We start from the raw sequence: 19,813 nt of genomic DNA on the forward strand, positions 1-19,813 counted from the left end.
CGGTCTATCAGGTCGCGGACGCCGGGAAAACCATGTGTACCGTCAGTCCCTTGCAGTTGTCAGCGCCATCAGCATCGGTTGCAGCCAGATCCAGCACACCATGATGCATCTCCATCACTGCCTCGACGAGCGACAGGCCGAGACCCGTGCCGGGCTTGGAGCGGCTCTCATCCAGCCGAACGAAGCGCTTGACGACTTCGTCGCGCTTTTCCCTAGGAACACCCGGCCCGTGGTCGGCAACCGAAAGAACGACTTTGCCGTCGCGCCTGCCGAGCGAAACCTTGATCAGCGGATCGGCGGCGCCTTCGGCATATTTGATCGCATTGTCGAGTAGATTGCCGAGCGCCTGGCCGACAAGCTCGCGATTGCCCGAAATCACCATGCCTGGCGCCACATCCGCCTCCAGCCGCAGGCCGACATCTTCGGCGACTGGTTCATAGAGTTCGACGCAATCCGACACAATCTGCGAAAGGTCGATCTCGCTCATCTCGGCAGCAGCCGAACCCGCTTCGACGCGCGAAATCATCAGGAGCGCATTGAAGGTGCGGATCAGCTGATCCGACTCGCCGATGATTTCCTCCAGCGCGCCGCGCTGACTTGTACCCTTGCGCGCAAGTGCGGCTTCCGCCTTGTTGCGCAGCCGCGTCAACGGTGTCTTCAGGTCGTGGGCGATGTTGTCGGAGACCTGGCGCAGCCCCTCGTTCAGCTTCTCGATGCGGCCGAGCATCGCGTTCAGCGATTCGGAAAGCCGGTCGAATTCGTCGCCGGAACCGCTGGTCGGCAGACGCTGCGACAGGTCGCCCGCCATGATCTTGGTGCTCGCCTCGGACATGCGGTCGATGCGCTTCAGCGCATTGCGGCCGATGGCAAACCAGATGATCAGCGCACCGAGGCCCATGATGCCGAGGGCGACCATCAGCGCCTGGCGCACCAGCGCACGAAACTTCTGCGGCTCCTGCAGGTCACGGCCAACAAGGATGCGCAGGCCGTTGTCGAGCATCAGCACATGGGCAAGTGCCACATGGCTGTCCTGGCGGGTCTCGTCGGTATAGCGCTGGTAGGCAAAGGGTTTCTCCGTCCAGCCTTCGCGATCGAGAAGGCCCGGCTCCAGGCTCGCCACATTGCCAGCAAGGATTTCACCGCTTGGCCCGGCGATCACATAGAGATTGGCGCCAGGCTGGCGCGCGCGCCGTTCCAATGAGCGCAGCAGCCCATTGATCCCCGCACGGGTATAGACCTGCTCGATCTGGGTCACCTCTGCGGTCACTGCGTCGCGCGTCTGCTGCTGTAGCAGACGCTCGGACATGCCGGTGACATAGAAGACGAGAAAGGCGGCGCAGAGCGAGAAGAGGATCAGATAGAGCGCGGACAACCGGACGGCGGTTGTCCTCAACAGGACGCCGAGTTTGCTCATGCGCTGGCGGTCCGGTCATCCTTGATCATATAGCCGGCGCCGCGCACGGTTCGGAGCAGCGGCAGATCGAAGTCCTTCTCGATCTTGGAACGCAGTCGCGACACGTGCACGTCGATGACATTGGTCTGCGGATCGAAGTGATAGTCCCAGACGTTTTCGAGCAGCATCGTGCGGGTCACGACCTGGCCGGCATTTTTCATCAGGTACTCGAGCAGCCGGAACTCGCGCGGCTGCAGCGGGATTTCCTTGCCCTGGCGGCGAACCGAGTGCGACAGGCGGTCGAGCTCGAGATCTCCGACCCGGTAGACCATGTCCTGTTCCGGCGTACCCTTGCGGCGGCCGAGCACTTCAACGCGGGCGAGAAGCTCGTTGAAGGCATAGGGTTTCGGCAGGTAGTCGTCGCCGCCGGCGCGCAGACCCGTCACCCGATCATCGACCTGGCCGAGCGCCGACAGAATGAGCACCGGCGTATGGACTTCCTTGCGACGCAGCTCCGAAATCACCGACAGGCCATCGCGGCGCGGCAACATGCGGTCGACCACGAGAACGTCGTAGCTGTTTTCGCTGGCCATGAAGAGGCCGCTTTCGCCGTCGCTCGCGTGATCACAGACGATGCCGGCTTCCCGGAACGCCTTTGCCAGATAGGCGGCTGCCTCGATATCGTCTTCAATAATAAGAATCTTCATACGCGTGACCATAGTCCCGGACCCCTGTCTGTCTCAACCGGTTTCGGTTCTTCCGACAACCGGCATGGCGATCACTTCGCCCCAAACGGCCGGCGCCGCGAAATCGCTTGGATATCGCGGCGCCCTGGTCATTCATTCGCAGCCGCGATCAACCCTGATCGATGGGAAGCGCCACGAAGCGGCTGCCGTTCTCGGCCTCGATCTGGAAGAGCGCCTTGCTGCGACCGTCCTTCTTGGCGATGTTGATCACCTTGAGGATATCGTCCGCCGACTTCACTTCCTGATTGTTGACGGAAACGATCTTCTCGCCCTGCTTCAGGCCACGGTCGCTGGCGTCCGAGTCCTCGTCCACCGAGGCAATCGTCACGCCCTTGCCGTCATCCGACGGCGTCACCGTCATGCCAAGGTCGGCCAGGGCCTGCTCGCTCGACGGCTGGGTTTCCTCGGACTGGTTGCCCTGATCCGTGGCCGCTTCCTTGTCGTCCTTCGGCAGCGTGCCGATCTCGAGCTTGACGGTTTCCGACTTGCCGTTGCGCCACAGTGCAACGTCGACCGTGGTGCCCGGGCGCATGCCGGCTACCTTGCGGGCAAGATCGCGCGGATCCTTGATCGTGTCGCCGTTGAGCGCAGTGACCACGTCGCCCTTCTTGATGCCGGCCTTGTCGCCCGGCGAGCCGGCCTGCGGCTCGACGACGAGTGCGCCGGCTGCCTCAGACAGACCGAGCGATTCGGCGATATCCTTGCTCACCGGCTGGATCTGAACACCGAGCCAACCGCGCGATACCGAGCCGTCCTTCATCAGGTCGGCAACGACGTCCTTGGCGACGGATGCCGGAATGGCGAAGGCGATGCCGACATTGCCGCCCGACGGCGAGAAGATCGCGGTGTTGATGCCGACCACTTCGCCCGAAAGGTTGAAGGTCGGACCACCCGAGTTGCCGCGGTTCACCGCTGCGTCGACCTGCAGATAGTCGTCATAGGGACCCGAACCGATATCGCGGCCACGGGCCGAGATGATGCCGGAGGTTACCGTGCCGCCGAGACCGAAGGGGTTGCCGACGGCAACGACCCAGTCGCCGACGCGGACCTTGTTGTCGTCGGCCCAGCTGACATAGGTGAACTTGCGCTTGTCATCGACCTTGAGCACGGCGAGATCGGTGCGGCTGTCCTTGCCGATCAACTTGGCGTCAAGCTCGGTGCCGTCATTGAGGATGACCGTGAACGCAGAGCCATCGGAAACGACGTGATTGTTGGTGACGAGGTAACCGTCTTCGGAGATGAAGAAGCCGGAGCCTTGCGAAGTCGGGCGCAGGCGACCTTCGCCGTGCGGGCCACGACGGCCGGGGCCGCGTTCGGCACGGTCATCGCCGCGCGGGCCGCCGAATTCCTTGAAGAAACGCTTCAGCGGGTGATCGTCGGGAAGCTCATCCAGACCGCGACCGCCAAAATCGAAGGTGAAGCCATTGCCCTCGTCGGAAACGGGATTAGCACGCGACTGGACGCGGACGGAGACTACGGCCGGGGAAACCGCGTCGACGACATTGGCAAAGCTCGGCACCTGGGGCGCATCGACCTTGACGGGTTCGGCGAAGGACTGGGCAATCGTGGCCGGCAGGCCGGAGGTCAGCATGACGGCCGCAAGACCCGCAACGGTCGAGGTCTTCAGAACAGTCTTGAGGGAGGGACGCAGGAGTTTGGTCGTAATCATCCGTTTTGCCTTTTCTCTTCCTTGAAGCCGCTGGAAGCAGCTTCGGCATCTTGATTTCGAGGATCGCCGCGGGGGTAGCGATTTCGCTCTTGGCTGACTGGAGGAACAGCCGATGACGAAAGATGTAACGGATTGGACCTTACTGAGTTCTGTCCGGAGGATGAATTTTTGGTAATGTTGGTGGCGGGCGTCTGCAACGGCGCATTGCCCGTGGGATCGAGAGCGTTTCCGCCTTAGGCGGAGTCGCAGAAACGCGCTATCTCTCTGTTTTACGCATTTCCTGGCGGAAAGCCGCTTCGCACTTTTCCTGGAAATGCTCTACGGCTGAAGCAGCTTCTTCAGCTTTTCCTTCTCGTCGTCGGAAAGCGGCGTGCCGCGCGATTGCCGGCCGCGTTTGAGTGCCGCCACCAGCAACGTCGCGGCGCCGACCAGCAAAAGCAGGATCGGCATGCCCCACAGGATCATCGTCTTGGTTTCGAACCGCGGCTTCAGCAACACGAACTCGCCATAGCGCGAGACGACATAGTCGATCACCGCCTCGTCGCTGTCGCCATTTGCCAACCTCTCGCGCACCAGAACCCTGAGATCCTTGGCAAGCTCTGCGTTGGAATCGTCGATCGACTGGTTCTGGCAGACCATGCAGCGGAGCTCGGCCGAGATCGCCCGCGCCCGTGCTTCGAGTGCCGGATCGGACAAGACCTCATCCGGATTGACCGCGAAGGTCGGGCCGAGCGACGCCAGAAACAGAAAGAACGCCAGCAGCAATCGGTTCATTCGGCCGCTCCCACCGGGATCGTCTTCGGCCGCTTGGCGCGCGTCGGCGCGCCAACGCGCAGGCGGCGATCGCTGAGCGAGACGAAACCTCCCGCCATCATCAACAGCGTGCCGCCCCAGATGCACAGGATCATCGGCTTCCACCAGATGCGCACGACGATGCCGCCTTCGCTGATCTGGTCACCGAGCGAAACGTAGAGCTGGCTCAGGCCGAAGGTACGGATACCGGCTTCGGTGGTCGGCATGCGCCGCGCCTGATAGAGCCGCTTCGACGACCAGATGTCGGTGACGACGACGCCACCGCTGCTGATGGTGAAATGGCCGGATTCCTCGGAATAATTCGGACCGCTACCGTTGCGCATGCCGTCGAACCGCAGGGTGTAGCCTCCCGCGTCCACGGTCATACCCGGCTTCATCTCGACGACGGTCTCGGTTTCGAAGGCGGTGACGGCGACGATGCCGATCAGCGTGACGCCGAGGCCGATATGCGCAAGTGCGGTGCCGAAGGCCGAGCGCGGCAGGCCGGAGAACCGCCGCCAGGCGACGTTGCCCGCGACCTTGCCGAGCCCCGAGCGCAGCGCCAGATCCGTCACCGAACCGGCGATCAGATAGACGCCCAGCGCAATGCCGAACAAAGCGAGGATCGGTCCGCCGTTCATGGCGTAGTAATAGACGCAGCCGACGACGAGGCCGACGGCAACCGCTGCAAACAGCCGCTGGGCAACGCCCATGAGATCTCCGCGCTTCCAGGCCAGCAGGGGACCGAAGGGCACCGCAAACAGGAGTGGCAGCATCAACAGCCCGAAGGTCATGTTGAAGAAGGGCGGCCCGACCGAAATCTTGTCGCCGGTCAGCGCTTCAAGCACCAGAGGGTAGAGCGTGCCGGTCAGCACGGTCGCGGCCGCGGTCGTCAGGATGAGGTTGTTGAAGACAAGAGCGCCTTCCTTCGAAACCGGCGCGAAGATGCCGCCGGCTTTCAGCCGCGATGCGCGGTAGGCAAACAGCGAAAAGGCGCCGCCGATGAAAAAAACGAGGATGGCGAGGATGAAGATGCCGCGGGTCGGGTCGGTCGCGAAGGCATGAACCGAAGTCAGCACGCCAGAGCGAACGAGGAAGGTGCCAAGCAGCGACAGCGAGAAGGTCATGATCGCCAGCAGCACGGTCCAGATCTTCAGCGCTTCGCGCTTCTCCATGACCAGAGCGGAATGCAGCAGCGCGGTGCCGGCAAGCCACGGCATGAACGAGGCGTTTTCGACCGGATCCCAGAACCACCAGCCACCCCAGCCAAGCTCGTAATAGGCCCAATAGGAGCCCATCGAAATGCCGGCCGTCAGGAACGTCCAGGCAGCAAGGGTCCAGGGACGCACCCAGCGCGCCCAGGCAGCGTCGATACGCCCTTCGATCAGGGCGGCGATGGCAAAGGAGAAGCAGACGGAAAAGCCGACATAGCCCAGATAAAGTAAGGGCGGGTGAATGGCGAGACCGACGTCCTGCAGGATCGGGTTCAGGTCCTTGCCTTCGCCCGGTGCCGGGATAAGGCGGGCGAAAGGGTTGGATGTCAGCAGGATGAACAGCGTGAAAGCCACGGCAATCCAGGCCTGCACCGCGAGCACATTCGCCTTCAGCGTTTCCGGCAGATTACGACCAAATGTGGCGACCAGCGCCGAAAAGAACACCAGGATCAAGAGCCAGAGCAGCATTGATCCTTCATGGTTCCCCCAGACGCCGGAAATCTTGTAGATCAGCGGCTTCAGCGAATGCGAGTTCTCCCAGACGTTGCGGACCGAAAAATCCGACGTGACATAGGCGAAGGTCAGCACGGCGAAGGAGAAGGCGACGAGCAGGAAACAGGCAATCGCCGCGCTGGAGGCGAGCTCCATCAGGGCGCGATCGTTGAGCCTGGCGCCAAGGATCGGCAAAGCCGCTTGCACGAAGGCGGTCGCAAGCGCCAGAACCAGCGCATAATGTCCAAGTTCGATAATCATCGAACGGTTTCCTTCCCGCTGAGTTCGACACCCTGCGCCTTCAAGCGGTCGGCGACATCCTTCGGCATATAGGTCTCATCATGCTTGGCGAGCACGGAGTCTGCAACGAAGACCGAGCTGCCGGCAACGAACGTGCCCTCGGTGACCACGCCTTGCCCCTCACGGAACAGGTCCGGCAGGATGCCGGTATAGGTCACCGGCACCTGGCCGAGCGTATCGGTAACGGTGAAGGTCACGGTCTTGCCGTCGCCGCGCTTGACCGAACCGGCCTCGACCAGCCCGCCTAGACGGATGCGGGTTCCCGGCGGCACGTCGGTCTTGGCGAGATCGCTCGGCACGTAGAAATAGGCGATCGCCTGGCTGAAGGCGAACATTACGAGGAGGACGGCAAGCGTCAGAAAGCCGACGCCACCGCCGATGATCGCCAGTCGCTTCTGTTTTCGCGTCATTGCGTCTCTCCGTCCGTCTTGATCCCGAGTTCACGGGCCAGCGCAAGCAGCTGTTTTCCCTGTTCGCCGTCCGCCGGGAAGGTTTTCAGGCTTTCCTTTAGGGCGGCCGCCGCCTGGTCTCTTTGATCAAGCACAACATGCGAACGGATCACCCGCGCCCAGCCTTCGGCGTTGGCGGGGTCTTCCTTAAGCCGGCTCGCCAGGCTTTCGACCATGCCGCGGATCATCTCCTGGCGGTCGCCGGCGTTCATGTCCTGTGCGGCGGCGATATCGTCCGCGCTCGGATTTCCCGGTGCAGCGCCCGCAACATTGCCGGCAGCGCCACCTGAAAGCTCGGCCACGTGCTGCTTGACGAGCGGCACCCAGGGCGCATCCGCCGGGGAACTGGCGATCAGCCTGTTGAAGGCTGCAAGCGCCTCGTCCTTCTTGCCTTCCTGCTTCAGGCCAAGGGCAAGATAGAATTCGGAACGCGGGTCGTTCGGGTCGATGGCGAGGGATCTGCGGAGAGCCGACTGCGCTTCGGTGGTCACAAGTCCGCCGGACAGCGTGATCACCGCCTCGGCATAGCCACCCAGCCGCGCCGGCGTCGGCCCCAGCAGGCGCACGGCGCTGTCATAGGCGGCGACCGCCTCCTCGACGCGACCGTTGCGCATGTAGATTGGCGCCAGCACGTCCCAGCCGGCACCGTCGTTCGGGTTCTGCGCCAGGTGATTTTCCGCCCGCGCAATCAGAATGTTGATATCGGCACCGGGATCGGCAAGGCGCGCCGCCAAAGGCTGCGCCGGAACCCCTGGGCTGCCAGTGAACATGTAGAGACAGAGCCCAATTGCGGGAAGACAGAGAAGCACGAAGGCCTGCGCCACGATGTTGACGCCGCGGCGCGTGGCTGCGGCCGGCTCGGCGGCATTGTCGATCTCGCCAGCCGCAAGCAGCCGGCGGGCGACCTCGGCGCGGGCGAGTTCGGCATCGTCGCCGCTGATCAGGCCGCTCTCCTGGTCACGCGTCAGTTCATCGAGCTGATCGCGATAAACTTCGATATCATGACTATGGGGAGACGATGCGGGCGCTGCCGCCCGCAAGAGCGGGAGGATGAGTACGACAGCTACAGCCGCCGTCAACGTGGCGACGAGGATCCAGAACAACATGGATGCTCAATACTATGGCACCCATGCCATTCCAACTCGAAAACCTGCAATGACAGAGATTTGAGGCGTTTCGCCGCAACCGGAAATCCGGTCAGCTGAGCGGCGTCCAGCTTCCGTCGGAATTCCGGCAGGCCGCACCACGCGCCGTCGTCGGTTGTCCCTTGACGGTCACGGTGTGGCTGTACTGGCGGCAGTTCTGCGAACCGACCTGATAAGGTGCGGCGGCGACGACCGAACCGGTGACGCTACGCCCCTGCCAGTTGACCGGCTGACCGCCCGGAGCAGCCTCCAGGGCGCGGTACTCGGCCTCGAGCGCACGCTGGCGGTCCGACGTTCCGATATCGAGATTGCTGAGCCGGCCGATAACGCCGCCCTGCAGGGCCGTGATGTAGGTCGTCGAAGACACGCTGCGGGTCGCGGTCGTGCCCAACCCGGCCGCCGCGGTCTGTCCGCCCGAGGTGGTGCTGCAGCCGGCAAGAGCCACCGCCGACGCGATCAACGCGATCCTGCCGCTGACGACAATAGTTCGTGTCATTTCTGCCTGGTTCCTCATGATCCGCGACATGTACTTTCTAACGCGGGGCTCCGCCTGCGCCGACCGGCGGGGCCGAGCGGAGACTTCCCTTTGATTTTCTTTTGGCATTCCCTGTTGGCAGAGGCAACTGGAAGGGCAGTCGACGCGATACTTTCGCGCGCCAGTGTGACACCTAAACCGCAGCCGGCAGCACGAGCTCGGCGCGCAGCCCGCCCTCTTCCCGGCGCGACAGCGTCAGCGTGCCCTGATATTCCCGTACGATTTCACTGACGATCGACAGACCGAGGCCCGTTCCCGGCTTGCTCTCATCCAGCCGCTTGCCGCGCTTCATCGCCAGCGCGATCTGATCCGGGTCGAGGCCAGCTCCGTCGTCGTCGACGTCGAGAACGATCCATTGCCGACCGGTTTCCTTTGCGTGCTCTTCGTTTGTAGCCGGACGAACATTCAGCCAGACCTCGCCCTTGGCGTGGCGAGCGGCGTTTTCGAGCAGGTTACCGACAGTCTCCTCGACATCCTGCAGCTCCATCGCTAGCACCAGGCCCGGCGGGTTGATCGACAGATGAACCTCTTTTTCCGGATTGAGCTTGCGCATCACGCGCACAAGCCGCTCCAGCGCCGGCTGCGCTTCTGTGCGGGCGAGAATGGATTCGCGCTGGGCGGCGATCCGCGCGCGGCTCAGATAGGATTGAACCTGCATCTGCATCGCATCGACCTGGTTTCTGACGAGTTCGCCATGCGACGCCTCAAGCACGCGGGCCTCGTTGAGGAGGACCGCGATCGGCGTCTTCAACGAGTGCGCGAGGTTGCCGACCTGCATGCGCGCCCGCTCGACGATGCGGCGGTTGCTGTCAATCAGCGCATTCACTTCGTTTGCAAGTGGCTGGATCTCGCGCGGAAAGGCACCATCGAGCCTTTCGCTTTCGCCGGCCCGGATCTTCTCCAGCGAGCGGCGGACCTGGTCGAGCGGTCTGAGACCGAAGAGAATGGTCAGCGCGTTCATGCCGAGCCCGCCGAGGCCGAAGATCGAGAGCGCGATGGTCAGATTGCGGGTAAAGCGGTTGATGTCCGCCTCTAGAACGTCACGATTGCCGGCAACGCGGAAACGGGCGGTGTGGCCCTGAATGTCGAGAACGACTTCGGTCTCGGCCACTTCGACCTCGTTTCCGAACGGGTCCTTGGTGGTGTAGAAACGGACGTAACCGGTATCGAAGGGGACTTCGTCGACGCTCGCGATCGGCAGCTTCGCGTTGCCGAGCGAGGTAGAAATCAGCGGCGGCGTGTCGAACTCGCCGATCGGATCGACGATCCAGTACCAGCCGGTCTGCGGCTGGGAGAAGCGCAGGTCGCCGAGCTGGGGACTGCCGGCAAGCACCGTCTTCTCATTGACCGAAATCGAGTTGACGACGTTGAAAAGCTGGGCACGCAGCAGGTCCTTGAAGCCGCGTTCCGATCCTTGCCGGTAGAGGGCTGAGATGACAACCCCGATCACCACCAGGGCAACGACGGCCCAGACGGTCGAAACCGCCAATACGCGGGCCGTAAGGGATCTAATTGCCATTGCCGGGCGCTTGCATGCGGTATCCGAGGCCGCGCACCGTCTCGATCAGGTCGTTGCCGATCTTCTTGCGAAGACGGCCGACAAAAACTTCGATCGTGTTGGAATCGCGGTCGAAGTCCTGATCGTACATGTGTTCGACCAGTTCCGTCCGGGATACGACCTGGCCCATGTGGTGCATGAGGTAGGAGAGCAGCCGGAACTCGTGCGACGTCAGCTTCAGCGCCGTTCCGTCGACGGTTGCCTTCGACCCCTTTGTGTCGAGCCGCACCGGGCCGCAGACAATTTCCGAGCTTGCGTGGCCGGCCGCCCGGCGGATCAGCGCGCGGATGCGGGCAAGCACCTCCTCGACATGGAACGGCTTGGCGACATAATCGTCGGCACCGGCATCGATGCCGGCCACCTTGTCGCTCCAGCGATCACGCGCCGTCAGGATCAGCACCGGCATGCTCTTGCCGCCGCCGCGCCATTTTTCAAGAACGGTGATGCCGTCCATCTCGGGCAGGCCGATATCGAGGATCACGGCGTCATAGGGCTCGGCATCGCCGAGATAGTGACCCTCTTCGCCGTCATAGGCCTGATCGACGACGTAGCCGGCCTCCTTCAGCACTTCGGCGAGCTGCCGGTTCAGGTTGACGTCGTCCTCGACTATCAGAATGCGCATTCGTACCCACTTTTCCTCTTTCGCACCGTCGTCACGGGCGAATTACATCGGCACCCTTACGGTCACCTTTTTCGGTCGCCCGCCATTGCCCGGCACAAGCACCGTGATCACGCACTGGCCATCGGACGTCGGCTGTGCCGACAGCAGTTCGCCGCCGGTTTCCGAAACGACTTGCTGAGCAGCCGCGCTGCAATCGCCGGCCACGCGGACGACAAAGTCCGTGGGCACGTTGACCTCAGGCGGAGCAAAGCCCGCAAGGCCTGCGGCAAGCGCGGCTATGATCACTGGTGAAGACATGAACGCACTTTCGACTTGGGAAGCATCATGGCAAAAGCAATAACCGATAGAGGCTGAATGGCAAATGAATGTCGGCCGCCCAGCCGGGCGAACAGCCACCTGTGAATGGCTGTATCCACAGTGACCCGACCGCAGATTGCAACGATTCCTTCGACGGTGAAACTCGACGGAAGAAAACCTCCGCCTGACAGCGGTCCGTGCCGAACATCGATCCGCTGCAGCGCCGTGCCAGCCGCCAATCAACGAGGCGCATTCCGCGACGGAGCCGCCGGCTTGACGATCAGCCATTTGTTAAGCCCTTCCTGCTATCGTTGGGTACTCGGTCGAGAACCAGATGGCCGCAGCCTCCGTCGCTCGGCTTACGTCAAGACTTGAAGTGGGCTCGAAATCCCGAGTCCTTTGAATCTCTTGGCCGCACATCTTCCAAAGTTGAGTCCGGCTCTTGCGGGGTTGAATGAGCGCGATCCGGCGAAGAGTCCGACCCCTCATCTAAGCCTCTGCATTGTTTGGTGTTGCCGCGCGCACGTCGGGCCTTCAGGCCGCCTCATGGGGTCAAATACTCTCATCTCACAGCCAGATCGCGATTATCGAAACGCCGTTCGCAACTGAACTTGCTCGCTTTGCGGTGACGTCGCGCACGCGCGCTATCAACCCACTACAGCGCCTGATCGCCAAAGCCGCTTGCTCAAAAGACCGCCCTCCCGACTCACCGAGCGCCAAATTGGCCCGCTGTCCACGGTCGGCTGAATGCAACTGTGGATCATTGAAAAATTAATCGATTTAAAGATTTTTCAATCGTTTAAATGATTTAAGCCACTGATTTACAAAGCGTTTACGATGTGAAATTGTCCGCCCGTCAACTAGTCATGAATTTGCAACAGGCCCGGGAGGATCGGATGCAGACGCTCGTAAACAACCAGCCGGCATCTCAGCAGTCCAAGGTACCGCAGTCGCTGCTGGACCGTTTCGAAAGCGAATGGCGCGAAATGCGCTCAGCCACCCAGACAACACCGAAGCCCGTTCAGCCGGCTGAATAAGCCTGCGCTAGCGCGCGAGAATAGGCTTGTCGACACGACTATGCCCATCGACCTTAAAGCCGCCCGCGGTCAACGCCGCGAGCGGCTTTCGCTTTTTGGCTTAATGCAGCTCTAAAAGCGCCTTGTGTCTTGAAGAGCCTTCTCGTTCTCGGGGGTGATCGGTCGCATCCAGCTGGTATTCCCCCCGCCCGCGCAGCCCCAATAGAAGCTGACAACGCTGTGAATCCCGCCTCCCGCGGTGGCGTATCGAGCCGCGCGTATGGCCAGCCGTGTGGCGATTTCCTGCCTTTTGGCCAATCGGAAAAACCGTGTTACTCTTTTTCCATGCTGACCGACGAGATTGAAAAACTGGCGCTGAGCCTGCCGGGAACGGAAGAAAATGCCCATTTCGGCACGCGGGACTTCCGTGTGGGCAAGCGCATCTTCATGTCTCTGCCCGAGGCAGGGCGGGCGGTTTTCAAGTTCACACCGGATCAGCAGCGCATGCTGCTGGAAATGGAACCCGGCGTCTGCGCTGCGGTCCCCGGTGGCTGGGGCAACAAGGGCTGGACCTCACTCTACTTTGTCGAGGCCGACGAGGATCTCGTTCGCCAGTCGATGGAAACCGCGTGGCGCAATGTTGCCCCCAAAAGCCTGGTGAAGAAGAACGGCCGTCATTGACGCGGCCGGCATCGACGTTTCGAAAGCCGTCTGCAGACGACCTTCTATCCGCAGGCAATCGTCTCAGAGAACATAGTCGAAAAGCGTGACCGGCTTGTCGTGATACTCCGTCTGCGCGAACGGCCGCATGCCGAGTTTCTCCACGATTCTGATCGATGCCGCATTGGCCGGGCTGACGATAGCGGTTACGCGGCGTCCGGCGTGATGTTCCCGCGCCCAGCCGAAAGCCGCATGCGCAGCTTCGCTGGCATAACCGCGTCCCTGCGCCTCAGGCGCGATCGTCCAGCCGGTCTCCATCGTCCCGGTCAGGGCGGGAGAAATCTCGCGGCGCAGTTCCTGAAAGCCGACCTGCCCGACGAAGCGCCCGGAGCTTCTCTCTACGATCACGAAATAACCGAAGCCAAAGAACTGCCAGCCGCCCTCCTGACGCAAAAACCGCGTCCACATCTGTTCGCCGGAAAAGGGGGCCGATGCGATATGACGAAGGATCTCTGGATCCGACCACATCTGCTGATAGGGCTCGAAATCCTCCAGCTGCGGTCTGCGGAGAATGAGGCGGTCGGTGCTGATCATCGGAATGCCTGAGAACGATGGAATACCACCGATCTCTAGCTGCTCTCCGCAGTGCCTGCAATGGCGCCCCGTTCCAAAACCGATTCCGCAAGGGCAGCTAACAGGCTGTTAACCCAAACTTTTCTCGCCGACTTCCAGCGGCCAGGTCACGAGGTAATCCTCGTAGTCCTCGATGTCGATGCCGTCTTCCGCAACGGTGCGGCCACGCACGGAAATGCCGGCGGTGTGCACCGTCTCGGCATCGCCCGAGAGCAGCGGATGCCACCAATAGAGGTCGCGGCCTTCCGCCACCAGCCGATAGCCGCAGGTCGGCGGCAGCCAGGTAATCTCGCGCACCGCGTCCGGCGTCAGCTGAATGCAATCCGGCACCGTTGCCTGACGGTTCGGATAGTCCTTGCACCGACAGCTCTCGCCGTCGAGCAGCGTGCAGCGGATCGAGGTCCAGGCGATCTCTGCCGTTTCCCAATCCTCGAGCTTGTTGAGGCAACAGAGCCCGCAGCCGTCGCAGAGGCTTTCCCACTCCGCGTCATTCATCTCGTCAAGGCTCTTCGCCTTCCAGAAAGGCATTTCGCCCATCGCCATCACACTTTCGTCAAATCGGTCGCGCTACTGCGCGGCACGTCTTATCAGACGTGCAAAGGTCACAGTAGCGATTTGAGTTGCTGCAGGTTTGTCCTTTAATCGGCGACGACCAAAGGAAACATGCAGGAGAGAAATTTCGCAGAAAATTGCCGGTTTTTTAAGGCCACCGGCGCGATATGCAAGTAGATTGGAATTTGACGCCGTGCAAATATCGCGCGGCACCGGCATGATGCCAAAAGCCTTCAGGACGTTGAGACCGTGCGGGAACCGAGGAAAGACGATAACCGGCCGAAAAAGCGGCACATCTTTCTGAGAATCGATTCCTGGATCGATTCGACGGTCTGGAATGCCGGGTTCAAACTCTCACAATGGTGGGAAGATACCACTATTTTCTTCCGCCGCTTCCGCGTCACGGGCTGGAAGAAGGCGGTCTTCGAGGTCCTCGGTGAAGGTATGACCTGGGGAACGGCCGGCTCGGTGCTGATGCTGGCTCTCGCTCTTCCGGCCTTCGAGGAGACCAAGGGCAACTGGCGGGCGCAAAGCGATTTCGCCGTCACCTTCCTTGACCGCTACGGCAACGAAATCGGCCATCGCGGCATCATTCACGAAGATTCCGTGCCGATCGACGAATTGCCGGATCATCTGATCAAGGCTGTGCTCGCAACGGAAGACCGGCGCTTCTTCGACCACTACGGCATCGATTTTCTCGGGCTCGCCCGCGCCATGACCGAGAATGCACGCGCCGGCGGTGTCGTCCAGGGCGGCTCGACGCTGACGCAGCAGCTCGCCAAGAACCTGTTCCTGTCGAACGAGCGCACGATCGAGCGCAAGATCAAGGAAGCGTTTCTGGCCATCTGGCTCGAATCCAACCTTTCGAAGAAAGAGATCCTGCGGCTCTACCTCGACCGCGCCTATATGGGCGGCGGGACGTTTGGTGCTGCGGCAGCGGCGCAGTTTTATTTCGGCAAGGCGATCACCGACGTCAACCTGGCGGAATCCGCCATGCTCGCCGGCCTCTTCAAGGCACCGGCGCGCTACGCCCCGCACGTCAACCTGCCGGCCGCCCGCGGCCGCGCCAACGAGGTTTTGACAAACCTCGTCCAGGGCGGGCTGATGACTGAGGGCCAAGTGATTGCGGCACGTCTCAACCCGGCAACCGTCATCGATCGCGCCCAGGTGAAGGCGCCCGACTTCTTCCTCGACTGGGCGTTTGACGAAGTGCAGCGCATCGCCCGGCCATTTGCCCAGCATTCACTCATCGTGCGCACCACCATCGACATGGGGCTGCAGAATGCGGCCGAGGATTCGGTCGAGTCCAGCCTTCGGCAATATGGCGAGAGCTTCCATGTGAAGCAGGGCGCACTGGTGATGGTCGAAAACGGAGGTCCTGTCAGGGCGATGGTCGGCGGCCGCGACTATGGCGAGAGCCAGTTCAACCGCGCCACGCGGGCGCTGCGCCAACCGGGGTCTTCCTTCAAGGTCTACACCTACGCGGCGGCCATGGAAAAAGGCATGACGCCGGAGACCATCGTCGTCGACGCACCGATCACCTGGCGCGGATGGTCACCGCAGAATTACGGCCGCAGCTATGCCGGCCGCATCACCATCCTGACGGCGATCGCTAGGTCGATCAACTCGATCCCGGTGCGCCTCGCCAAGGACAAGCTCGGCACGGAGCTGATCGCGCAGACCGCCAAGAACATGGGCATCGAAACGCCACTGCGCACCGACAAGACGATGCCGCTCGGCACCTCCGAAGTGACGGTACTCGACCAGGCGACGGCCTATGCCGTGTTCCCAGCCGGCGGCCTACAATCACGCCGCCACGGCATCAGCCAGATCCTGAATTATGATGGCGACATCCTCTACGACTTTTCCCGCGACGAACCGCCGGCCAGACGCATCCTTTCCGAGCAGGCCAACGCATCGATGAATTCGATGCTGACGCAGATCCCGGTGATCGGCACGGCACGCAAGGCGGCCCTCGACAACGGCATCGTTACCGGCGGCAAGACCGGCACCACCCAGGCCTATCGCGACGCCTGGTTCGTCGGTTTTACCGGTGACTACACGACGGCGGTCTGGTTCGGAAACGACGACTATACTTCGACCAACAACATGACCGGCGGTTCGCTGCCGGCAATGACCTTCAAGCGGCTGATGGATTATGCCGAACAGGGCATCGAGCACCGCCAGATACCGGGGATAACGTCCCCTGCGCCTGCACCGAGCAAGCAACCGGAGGTCGCCAATGCCAAGCCGGATGAAAATGCCCTGCCGCCGCTGGTGCGGCCGCGGTCGCTATCGGCAGACGTGACACGGCTCCTGCGTTCGGTGGGCGATACCTTCGAAAAGGCCCCCGCCTTGAAGGCGCCGGAAAGGAGCGGCGGCAAAGTCGCCGTACTCGGCGCCGCCGACGGCGGGTCCTCCCAACAGGCTCTCCCGAATGCCGCCAGCAATTGAACGCGCTCGAAACCTTGAATTGAACGGCCGGATCGATACCGGTTGCCAGGTCGGCGCGATGATCGCCGTTGCGTCGCGCGCCCGTTTGGGCGAGACATGGGCTGCGCGGCGCATTGCGCCTATGCATAACCATATTCGATAGAGCCGCCCTTGTTCCGAATTCCCCTCCTCGTCGCCCTTGCCCTTGCCATCGCCTTCGGCGGCGGCATCGCTTCAGCCGTCTGGGCGCTGAAGGCGACGGTCGGTTTCGGCTCGATCTCGATCGGCCCGTGGGTCGCCTTCCCCGAAGCACAGACCGAGAATGCCGACCCCTATGCCAAGGCACATCGCGCCCGGGCCGGCGAACTGCTCTATGGCGGCGCCGAAGGGCTGATGTTCATGGCACAGGTCGACGACAGGGGCGAGAAGCTGTCGGCCGCCTGCTCCTACGATGTCTCGGGGCTGACGCCGCAGGCGCGATTCTGGACGCTCTATGCAGCGAATGCCGATGGCGTGCCGCTGCGCCCCGGCTCGGATCTGCCTTCGGCGATCAACTCGTGGACGGTGCTGCGCGCCGAAGACAGTTCCTTCACCATCCATGTCTCGCCGAACGCCAAGCCGGACAACTGGGTAGCGTTACGGCATTCCGGAACCTTCCGGCTGGTCCTGACGCTGCTCGATACCCCGACGGCAGGTTCCTCCGGCCTTATCGATCTCGCCATGCCGAAAATCGTGAAAACGGGATGCGGCGATGCGTAGTGTTCTGTTCGCTTCCATCCTTGGTCTCGTGGGCGCAGCACTGCTGCATATCATCATCGTGCTGGTGCTGCCGCAATTTACCGGTCGCGACGCCTATACGCGCGTTCTCGGTCTTCTCGAGATGGACAGCTTCTTTTCTTTGACGAGTACCCCTGGACCGACCGGCCTCAGCAACGACGACCCTTATCTCCGCACGGCCGTCTGCAGCTTTTCGATCACCGACGGTCCGGCGCGGTTCCTCGCCAGAGGCGCGATACCTTTCTGGTCGCTTGCGGTTTTCGACAGCGCATCGAATGAGGTCTTCAGCATGAACGACCACACCGCCGTCAACGGCAGGCTCGACCTCGTGGTTGCGACGCCGATCCAGCTGGTGGAACTGCGCAAGACGCCGCCGGAAGCTCTGGCACAATCGATCATGGTGGAGATGAAGGAAGAGGATGGCTATGCGGTGCTGCGCGCCATGGCGCCGCTCGACAGCTTCGAGGATCAGGTCCGGAACTTCCTGGCGGAATCACGCTGCGAGCCGTTCCGTCGTTAGTCAGCGCAGTCCCTCGGACAGGGTACGCGGCCTTCAGCCTTGCCGTTCCTATCTCGATGTCGTGGAGAAGATGAACGCGACCGCAAGGGGCGGAGCGTTGTTGGCACAAGCAAAGCCGTGCGCAGGCCGGCCGATGCAGCCGACACATGGGCGGTGGATATAACTACTGCTTCTTGATCCGACGTCCGTCGGGCGCGGTTGGCTGCGGATCGCGGCCATCGAGACGCTCGTAGCGGATTCCGGTAAACAGAAGCACTTTTGCTCCGCCCGATATGGCCGGAGGTCTGCGTGGTGGCATTTGGACCTTGTGGTCCTGCATTCTGATCACGTCTGCCATGCTCGTCTCCATATAGGCTTGAGACGGATGAACTACCGTACAGATTTCACCCTGCCCTTTCGGGGCCAGCGCATTTTCCCGGGCAGTGCCCGGACAGGCGCGCTTTTCTCATCTTCTCCTTCTTCCGGTCGCCCGGAGGTTGCTGCTTGCTCAAGTGGTACAGACCAATCATAGACGGTCCGCTTCGATTGAGCCATAGGCTGGTTAACAGATGGTTAACGCCGCATCTGCACCCCTAACCTGTGGGAGTATGTCCCCCGGAAAAACAAAACACTGTATCCGGGGTAACAGCTTCGGGCGGAACGGGAATGGCTAGCGCCTGGACAACAGTCCAAACAGGAAGGAAACGCCGGCAACGGTCAGAAGCGTCGAAATCGGCTCTTCACGGACGCGCTCTCGCACCCGCTCGGTCATCAACTCCGCTTCGCTCTGAACAACCGCTTTTGCACCGGACCCGATCGCCGACACGCTATCGGTCAGCCGGGCAATCTCGGCGCGCAACTCGGCAATCTGCGCTTCCAACTCGACGCGAGCAGCCGATGCTTCGACTTCACTCTCGACCGTGTCACGCACCGCCTGCAGTTTCTTTTCTACCATTGCAACGCTCCTTCTCTTGCCCGCTTTCAACGCATCGCAACGGCAATGGTTCCGACCGAGAGCAGCGAAAATCCGAACGCCAACGAAAAACGGGCGGCCCTTGGGCCGCCCGTCCGAAAGCTGGGCGCATCGCCCACCACTCGCATCACTCCACGCAGGATGGGTCCATCGCCTGGCATCGAATCAATGGAACCGGGCGAGCGCCGCCGTAACCATCTTCGAAGTCCTCGCGCACGCGGGTGCCATCGCGGTCCCGTTGACGTTCCCAGTCGCGGCGGTCATCGCCGCCTGCCTGATCGTCCCAGCGCTCGCCGTCTCTGCGGTTACGCTCCCAGTCCTGCCGGGTGCGGTCGCGTTCCCACTCGCGGCGATCGCGGTCACGCTGACGTTCCCAGTCCCGCGGGCGACGGTTGTCGTCGACCCAATCCGGCCCACGACGCCACCGGTCACGGTCGCGATAGAAGTCACGGCCGCGATAGTTGCGGTCCCAGTAGCGATCGAATTGGAAGACCACCGTCGGGATACCGAGCGGGCGGTAATATTGCGGTTCGACATAGACCCTGTTGCGACGATAATCCGCCTGCACATAGCGTCCGGCGACCCAGCCGCGGCCGCCAAAGAAGGAAACGTCACACCAGGGCAGATCGGCAAGACAGCCGTGGATTTCGACGGCTTCTCCGGCCGGGATCAACGACACTGCCGGATAGCGCGTGCTCGGACCGGACCGCATATTGACGTTGGCGGTTGCAAACCCCTCTGCCGCCTCGGCAATCGCCGGCGCCAGGAAAAGCGCGCATATGGCCGCTGCGCGCAACACTATTTTCTTCACAGTAAGCTTTCTCCCATCGGAAGGCCCCTCTTCACTAAGCCCTCTTGCGTCGGCGGGCGTCCGGAACCCTTCACCGTCACCGCGATCACTTAAAGCCGCTTGTGGATTTTTTAAGGCTGGAAACGATCGAGCCCACAGGAAGCAGGGCTTTGCGATAGAAAGCGCACAAAATCACCAGCCGCTCGCACGCCGCAAGCCTGAATAAAGCCCCAACGTCCATAGTTAACAGTACGCTAACGCTTTTCTT

The 19,813-nt window shown here is 62.0% G+C and carries 21 protein-coding genes; 5 read left to right on the plus strand and 16 right to left on the minus strand.

Features of this window, described 5'->3' with window-relative positions; genetic code table 11:
- Positions 1-7 precede the first annotated feature (7 nt).
- The 11 genes from ASD02_RS28385 to ASD02_RS28435 form a co-directional block, all read right to left on the minus strand.
- Positions 8-1,414 carry an ATP-binding protein gene (locus ASD02_RS28385; protein WP_025426350.1) on the minus strand — a complete coding sequence of 469 codons (1,407 nt, stop codon included), beginning with the start codon at positions 1,412-1,414 and terminating at the stop codon, positions 8-10.
- On the minus strand, positions 1,411-2,112 hold the full coding sequence (locus tag ASD02_RS28390; RefSeq protein WP_025426349.1) for a response regulator transcription factor: 702 nt from the start codon (positions 2,110-2,112) through the stop codon (positions 1,411-1,413). The genes ASD02_RS28385 and ASD02_RS28390 overlap by 4 nt, the downstream gene beginning before the upstream one ends.
- A gap of 136 nt (positions 2,113-2,248) precedes the next feature.
- Entirely contained in the window at positions 2,249-3,808 is a 1,560-nt protein-coding gene (locus ASD02_RS28395; protein ID WP_025426348.1) for a Do family serine endopeptidase, read from the minus strand.
- 318 nt (positions 3,809-4,126) lie between these two features.
- Positions 4,127-4,582, minus strand: a complete 456-nt coding sequence (locus tag ASD02_RS28400; protein WP_025426347.1) for a cytochrome c-type biogenesis protein — start codon at positions 4,580-4,582, stop codon at positions 4,127-4,129.
- Positions 4,579-6,567 (minus strand): heme lyase CcmF/NrfE family subunit, encoded by a 1,989-nt coding sequence (locus ASD02_RS28405; protein WP_025426346.1) that lies wholly within the window; start codon positions 6,565-6,567, stop codon positions 4,579-4,581. Before ASD02_RS28405 ends, ASD02_RS28400 begins: the two co-directional genes overlap by 4 nt.
- The gene (ccmE, locus tag ASD02_RS28410; protein ID WP_025426345.1) at positions 6,564-7,016 is read right to left on the minus strand and encodes a cytochrome c maturation protein CcmE; all 453 of its coding nucleotides are present in this window, start codon (positions 7,014-7,016) and stop codon (positions 6,564-6,566) included. The genes ASD02_RS28405 and ccmE overlap by 4 nt, the downstream gene beginning before the upstream one ends.
- Positions 7,013-8,161, minus strand: coding sequence for a c-type cytochrome biogenesis protein CcmI (gene ccmI / locus ASD02_RS28415; protein WP_057221491.1), 1,149 nt, complete (start codon positions 8,159-8,161; stop codon positions 7,013-7,015). The genes ccmE and ccmI overlap by 4 nt, the downstream gene beginning before the upstream one ends.
- Positions 8,162-8,252: 91 nt before the next feature.
- A complete protein-coding gene (locus ASD02_RS28420) occupies positions 8,253-8,696 on the minus strand; it encodes a membrane protein (protein WP_025426343.1) in 444 nt (147 codons plus the stop codon).
- A gap of 172 nt (positions 8,697-8,868) precedes the next feature.
- A complete protein-coding gene (locus ASD02_RS28425; protein WP_025426342.1) occupies positions 8,869-10,254 on the minus strand; it encodes a HAMP domain-containing sensor histidine kinase in 1,386 nt (461 codons plus the stop codon).
- Complete coding sequence (gene feuP / locus ASD02_RS28430; RefSeq protein ID WP_025426341.1) at positions 10,244-10,915, minus strand: two-component system response regulator FeuP; 672 nt, start codon at positions 10,913-10,915, stop codon at positions 10,244-10,246. The genes ASD02_RS28425 and feuP overlap by 11 nt, the downstream gene beginning before the upstream one ends.
- 42 nt (positions 10,916-10,957) lie before the next feature.
- Positions 10,958-11,212, minus strand: coding sequence for a hypothetical protein (locus ASD02_RS28435; RefSeq protein ID WP_025426340.1), 255 nt, complete (start codon positions 11,210-11,212; stop codon positions 10,958-10,960).
- 896 nt (positions 11,213-12,108) lie between these two features.
- Here ASD02_RS28435 and ASD02_RS39290 point away from each other — a divergent pair.
- Together ASD02_RS39290 and ASD02_RS28445 are read left to right on the plus strand one after the other, a co-directional pair.
- The gene (locus tag ASD02_RS39290; RefSeq protein ID WP_164474924.1) at positions 12,109-12,249 is read left to right on the plus strand and encodes a hypothetical protein; all 141 of its coding nucleotides are present in this window, start codon (positions 12,109-12,111) and stop codon (positions 12,247-12,249) included.
- A gap of 324 nt (positions 12,250-12,573) precedes the next feature.
- Positions 12,574-12,909, plus strand: a complete 336-nt coding sequence (locus ASD02_RS28445; RefSeq protein WP_025426338.1) for an MmcQ/YjbR family DNA-binding protein — start codon at positions 12,574-12,576, stop codon at positions 12,907-12,909.
- A gap of 63 nt (positions 12,910-12,972) precedes the next feature.
- On the opposite strand, the gene ASD02_RS28450 is transcribed toward ASD02_RS28445, so the two are convergent.
- Both ASD02_RS28450 and ASD02_RS28455 read right to left on the minus strand, forming a co-directional pair.
- Complete coding sequence (locus ASD02_RS28450; RefSeq protein ID WP_057221493.1) at positions 12,973-13,482, minus strand: GNAT family N-acetyltransferase; 510 nt, start codon at positions 13,480-13,482, stop codon at positions 12,973-12,975.
- A 108-nt stretch (positions 13,483-13,590) separates the two neighbouring features.
- The gene (locus tag ASD02_RS28455) at positions 13,591-14,058 is read right to left on the minus strand and encodes a YcgN family cysteine cluster protein (protein ID WP_025426336.1); all 468 of its coding nucleotides are present in this window, start codon (positions 14,056-14,058) and stop codon (positions 13,591-13,593) included.
- A gap of 264 nt (positions 14,059-14,322) precedes the next feature.
- On the opposite strand from ASD02_RS28455, the gene ASD02_RS28460 reads away from it, so the two are divergent.
- The 3 genes from ASD02_RS28460 to ASD02_RS28470 all read left to right on the plus strand — a co-directional run bounded on the left by ASD02_RS28460 (position 14,323) and on the right by ASD02_RS28470 (position 17,803).
- Positions 14,323-16,527: a transglycosylase domain-containing protein gene (locus tag ASD02_RS28460; protein WP_025426335.1), complete on the plus strand. Its 2,205-nt coding sequence runs from the start codon at positions 14,323-14,325 to the stop codon at positions 16,525-16,527.
- 150 nt (positions 16,528-16,677) lie between these two features.
- Complete coding sequence (locus ASD02_RS28465; protein ID WP_025426334.1) at positions 16,678-17,265, plus strand: DUF1214 domain-containing protein; 588 nt, start codon at positions 16,678-16,680, stop codon at positions 17,263-17,265.
- Positions 17,258-17,803, plus strand: a complete 546-nt coding sequence (locus ASD02_RS28470) for a hypothetical protein (protein WP_057221494.1) — start codon at positions 17,258-17,260, stop codon at positions 17,801-17,803. Before ASD02_RS28465 ends, ASD02_RS28470 begins: the two co-directional genes overlap by 8 nt.
- A gap of 163 nt (positions 17,804-17,966) precedes the next feature.
- On the opposite strand, the gene ASD02_RS39295 is transcribed toward ASD02_RS28470, so the two are convergent.
- The 3 genes from ASD02_RS39295 to ASD02_RS28480 all read right to left on the minus strand — a co-directional run bounded on the left by ASD02_RS39295 (position 17,967) and on the right by ASD02_RS28480 (position 19,566).
- A complete protein-coding gene (locus ASD02_RS39295) occupies positions 17,967-18,140 on the minus strand; it encodes a hypothetical protein (RefSeq protein ID WP_164474925.1) in 174 nt (57 codons plus the stop codon).
- Between the two features lie 312 nt (positions 18,141-18,452).
- A complete protein-coding gene (locus ASD02_RS28475) occupies positions 18,453-18,737 on the minus strand; it encodes a hypothetical protein (protein ID WP_025426332.1) in 285 nt (94 codons plus the stop codon).
- A gap of 145 nt (positions 18,738-18,882) precedes the next feature.
- Positions 18,883-19,566 carry an SH3 domain-containing protein gene (locus ASD02_RS28480; RefSeq protein WP_025426331.1) on the minus strand — a complete coding sequence of 228 codons (684 nt, stop codon included), beginning with the start codon at positions 19,564-19,566 and terminating at the stop codon, positions 18,883-18,885.
- Positions 19,567-19,813 lie beyond the last annotated feature (247 nt).

Source organism: Ensifer sp. Root1252 (assembly GCF_001425885.1).
In the GTDB taxonomy this organism is placed as follows: Bacteria; Pseudomonadota; Alphaproteobacteria; order Rhizobiales; family Rhizobiaceae; genus Ensifer; species Ensifer canadensis.

Coding starts and splice junctions, on each gene's coding strand:
- ASD02_RS28385 (WP_025426350.1), bottom strand. CDS start 1,414: ATGAGCAAACTCGGCGTCCTGTTGAGGACAACCGCCGTCCGGTTGTCC.
- ASD02_RS28390 (WP_025426349.1), bottom strand. CDS start 2,112: ATGGTCACGCGTATGAAGATTCTTATTATTGAAGACGATATCGAGGCA.
- ASD02_RS28395 (WP_025426348.1), bottom strand. CDS start 3,808: ATGATTACGACCAAACTCCTGCGTCCCTCCCTCAAGACTGTTCTGAAG.
- ASD02_RS28400 (WP_025426347.1), bottom strand. CDS start 4,582: ATGAACCGATTGCTGCTGGCGTTCTTTCTGTTTCTGGCGTCGCTCGGC.
- ASD02_RS28405 (WP_025426346.1), bottom strand. CDS start 6,567: ATGATTATCGAACTTGGACATTATGCGCTGGTTCTGGCGCTTGCGACC.
- ccmE (WP_025426345.1), bottom strand. CDS start 7,016: ATGACGCGAAAACAGAAGCGACTGGCGATCATCGGCGGTGGCGTCGGC.
- ccmI (WP_057221491.1), bottom strand. CDS start 8,161: ATGTTGTTCTGGATCCTCGTCGCCACGTTGACGGCGGCTGTAGCTGTC.
- ASD02_RS28420 (WP_025426343.1), bottom strand. CDS start 8,696: ATGACACGAACTATTGTCGTCAGCGGCAGGATCGCGTTGATCGCGTCG.
- ASD02_RS28425 (WP_025426342.1), bottom strand. CDS start 10,254: ATGGCAATTAGATCCCTTACGGCCCGCGTATTGGCGGTTTCGACCGTC.
- feuP (WP_025426341.1), bottom strand. CDS start 10,915: ATGCGCATTCTGATAGTCGAGGACGACGTCAACCTGAACCGGCAGCTC.
- ASD02_RS28435 (WP_025426340.1), bottom strand. CDS start 11,212: ATGTCTTCACCAGTGATCATAGCCGCGCTTGCCGCAGGCCTTGCGGGC.
- ASD02_RS39290 (WP_164474924.1), top strand. CDS start 12,109: ATGCAGACGCTCGTAAACAACCAGCCGGCATCTCAGCAGTCCAAGGTA.
- ASD02_RS28445 (WP_025426338.1), top strand. CDS start 12,574: ATGCTGACCGACGAGATTGAAAAACTGGCGCTGAGCCTGCCGGGAACG.
- ASD02_RS28450 (WP_057221493.1), bottom strand. CDS start 13,482: ATGATCAGCACCGACCGCCTCATTCTCCGCAGACCGCAGCTGGAGGAT.
- ASD02_RS28455 (WP_025426336.1), bottom strand. CDS start 14,058: ATGGGCGAAATGCCTTTCTGGAAGGCGAAGAGCCTTGACGAGATGAAT.
- ASD02_RS28470 (WP_057221494.1), top strand. CDS start 17,258: ATGCGTAGTGTTCTGTTCGCTTCCATCCTTGGTCTCGTGGGCGCAGCA.
- ASD02_RS39295 (WP_164474925.1), bottom strand. CDS start 18,140: ATGGCAGACGTGATCAGAATGCAGGACCACAAGGTCCAAATGCCACCA.
- ASD02_RS28475 (WP_025426332.1), bottom strand. CDS start 18,737: ATGGTAGAAAAGAAACTGCAGGCGGTGCGTGACACGGTCGAGAGTGAA.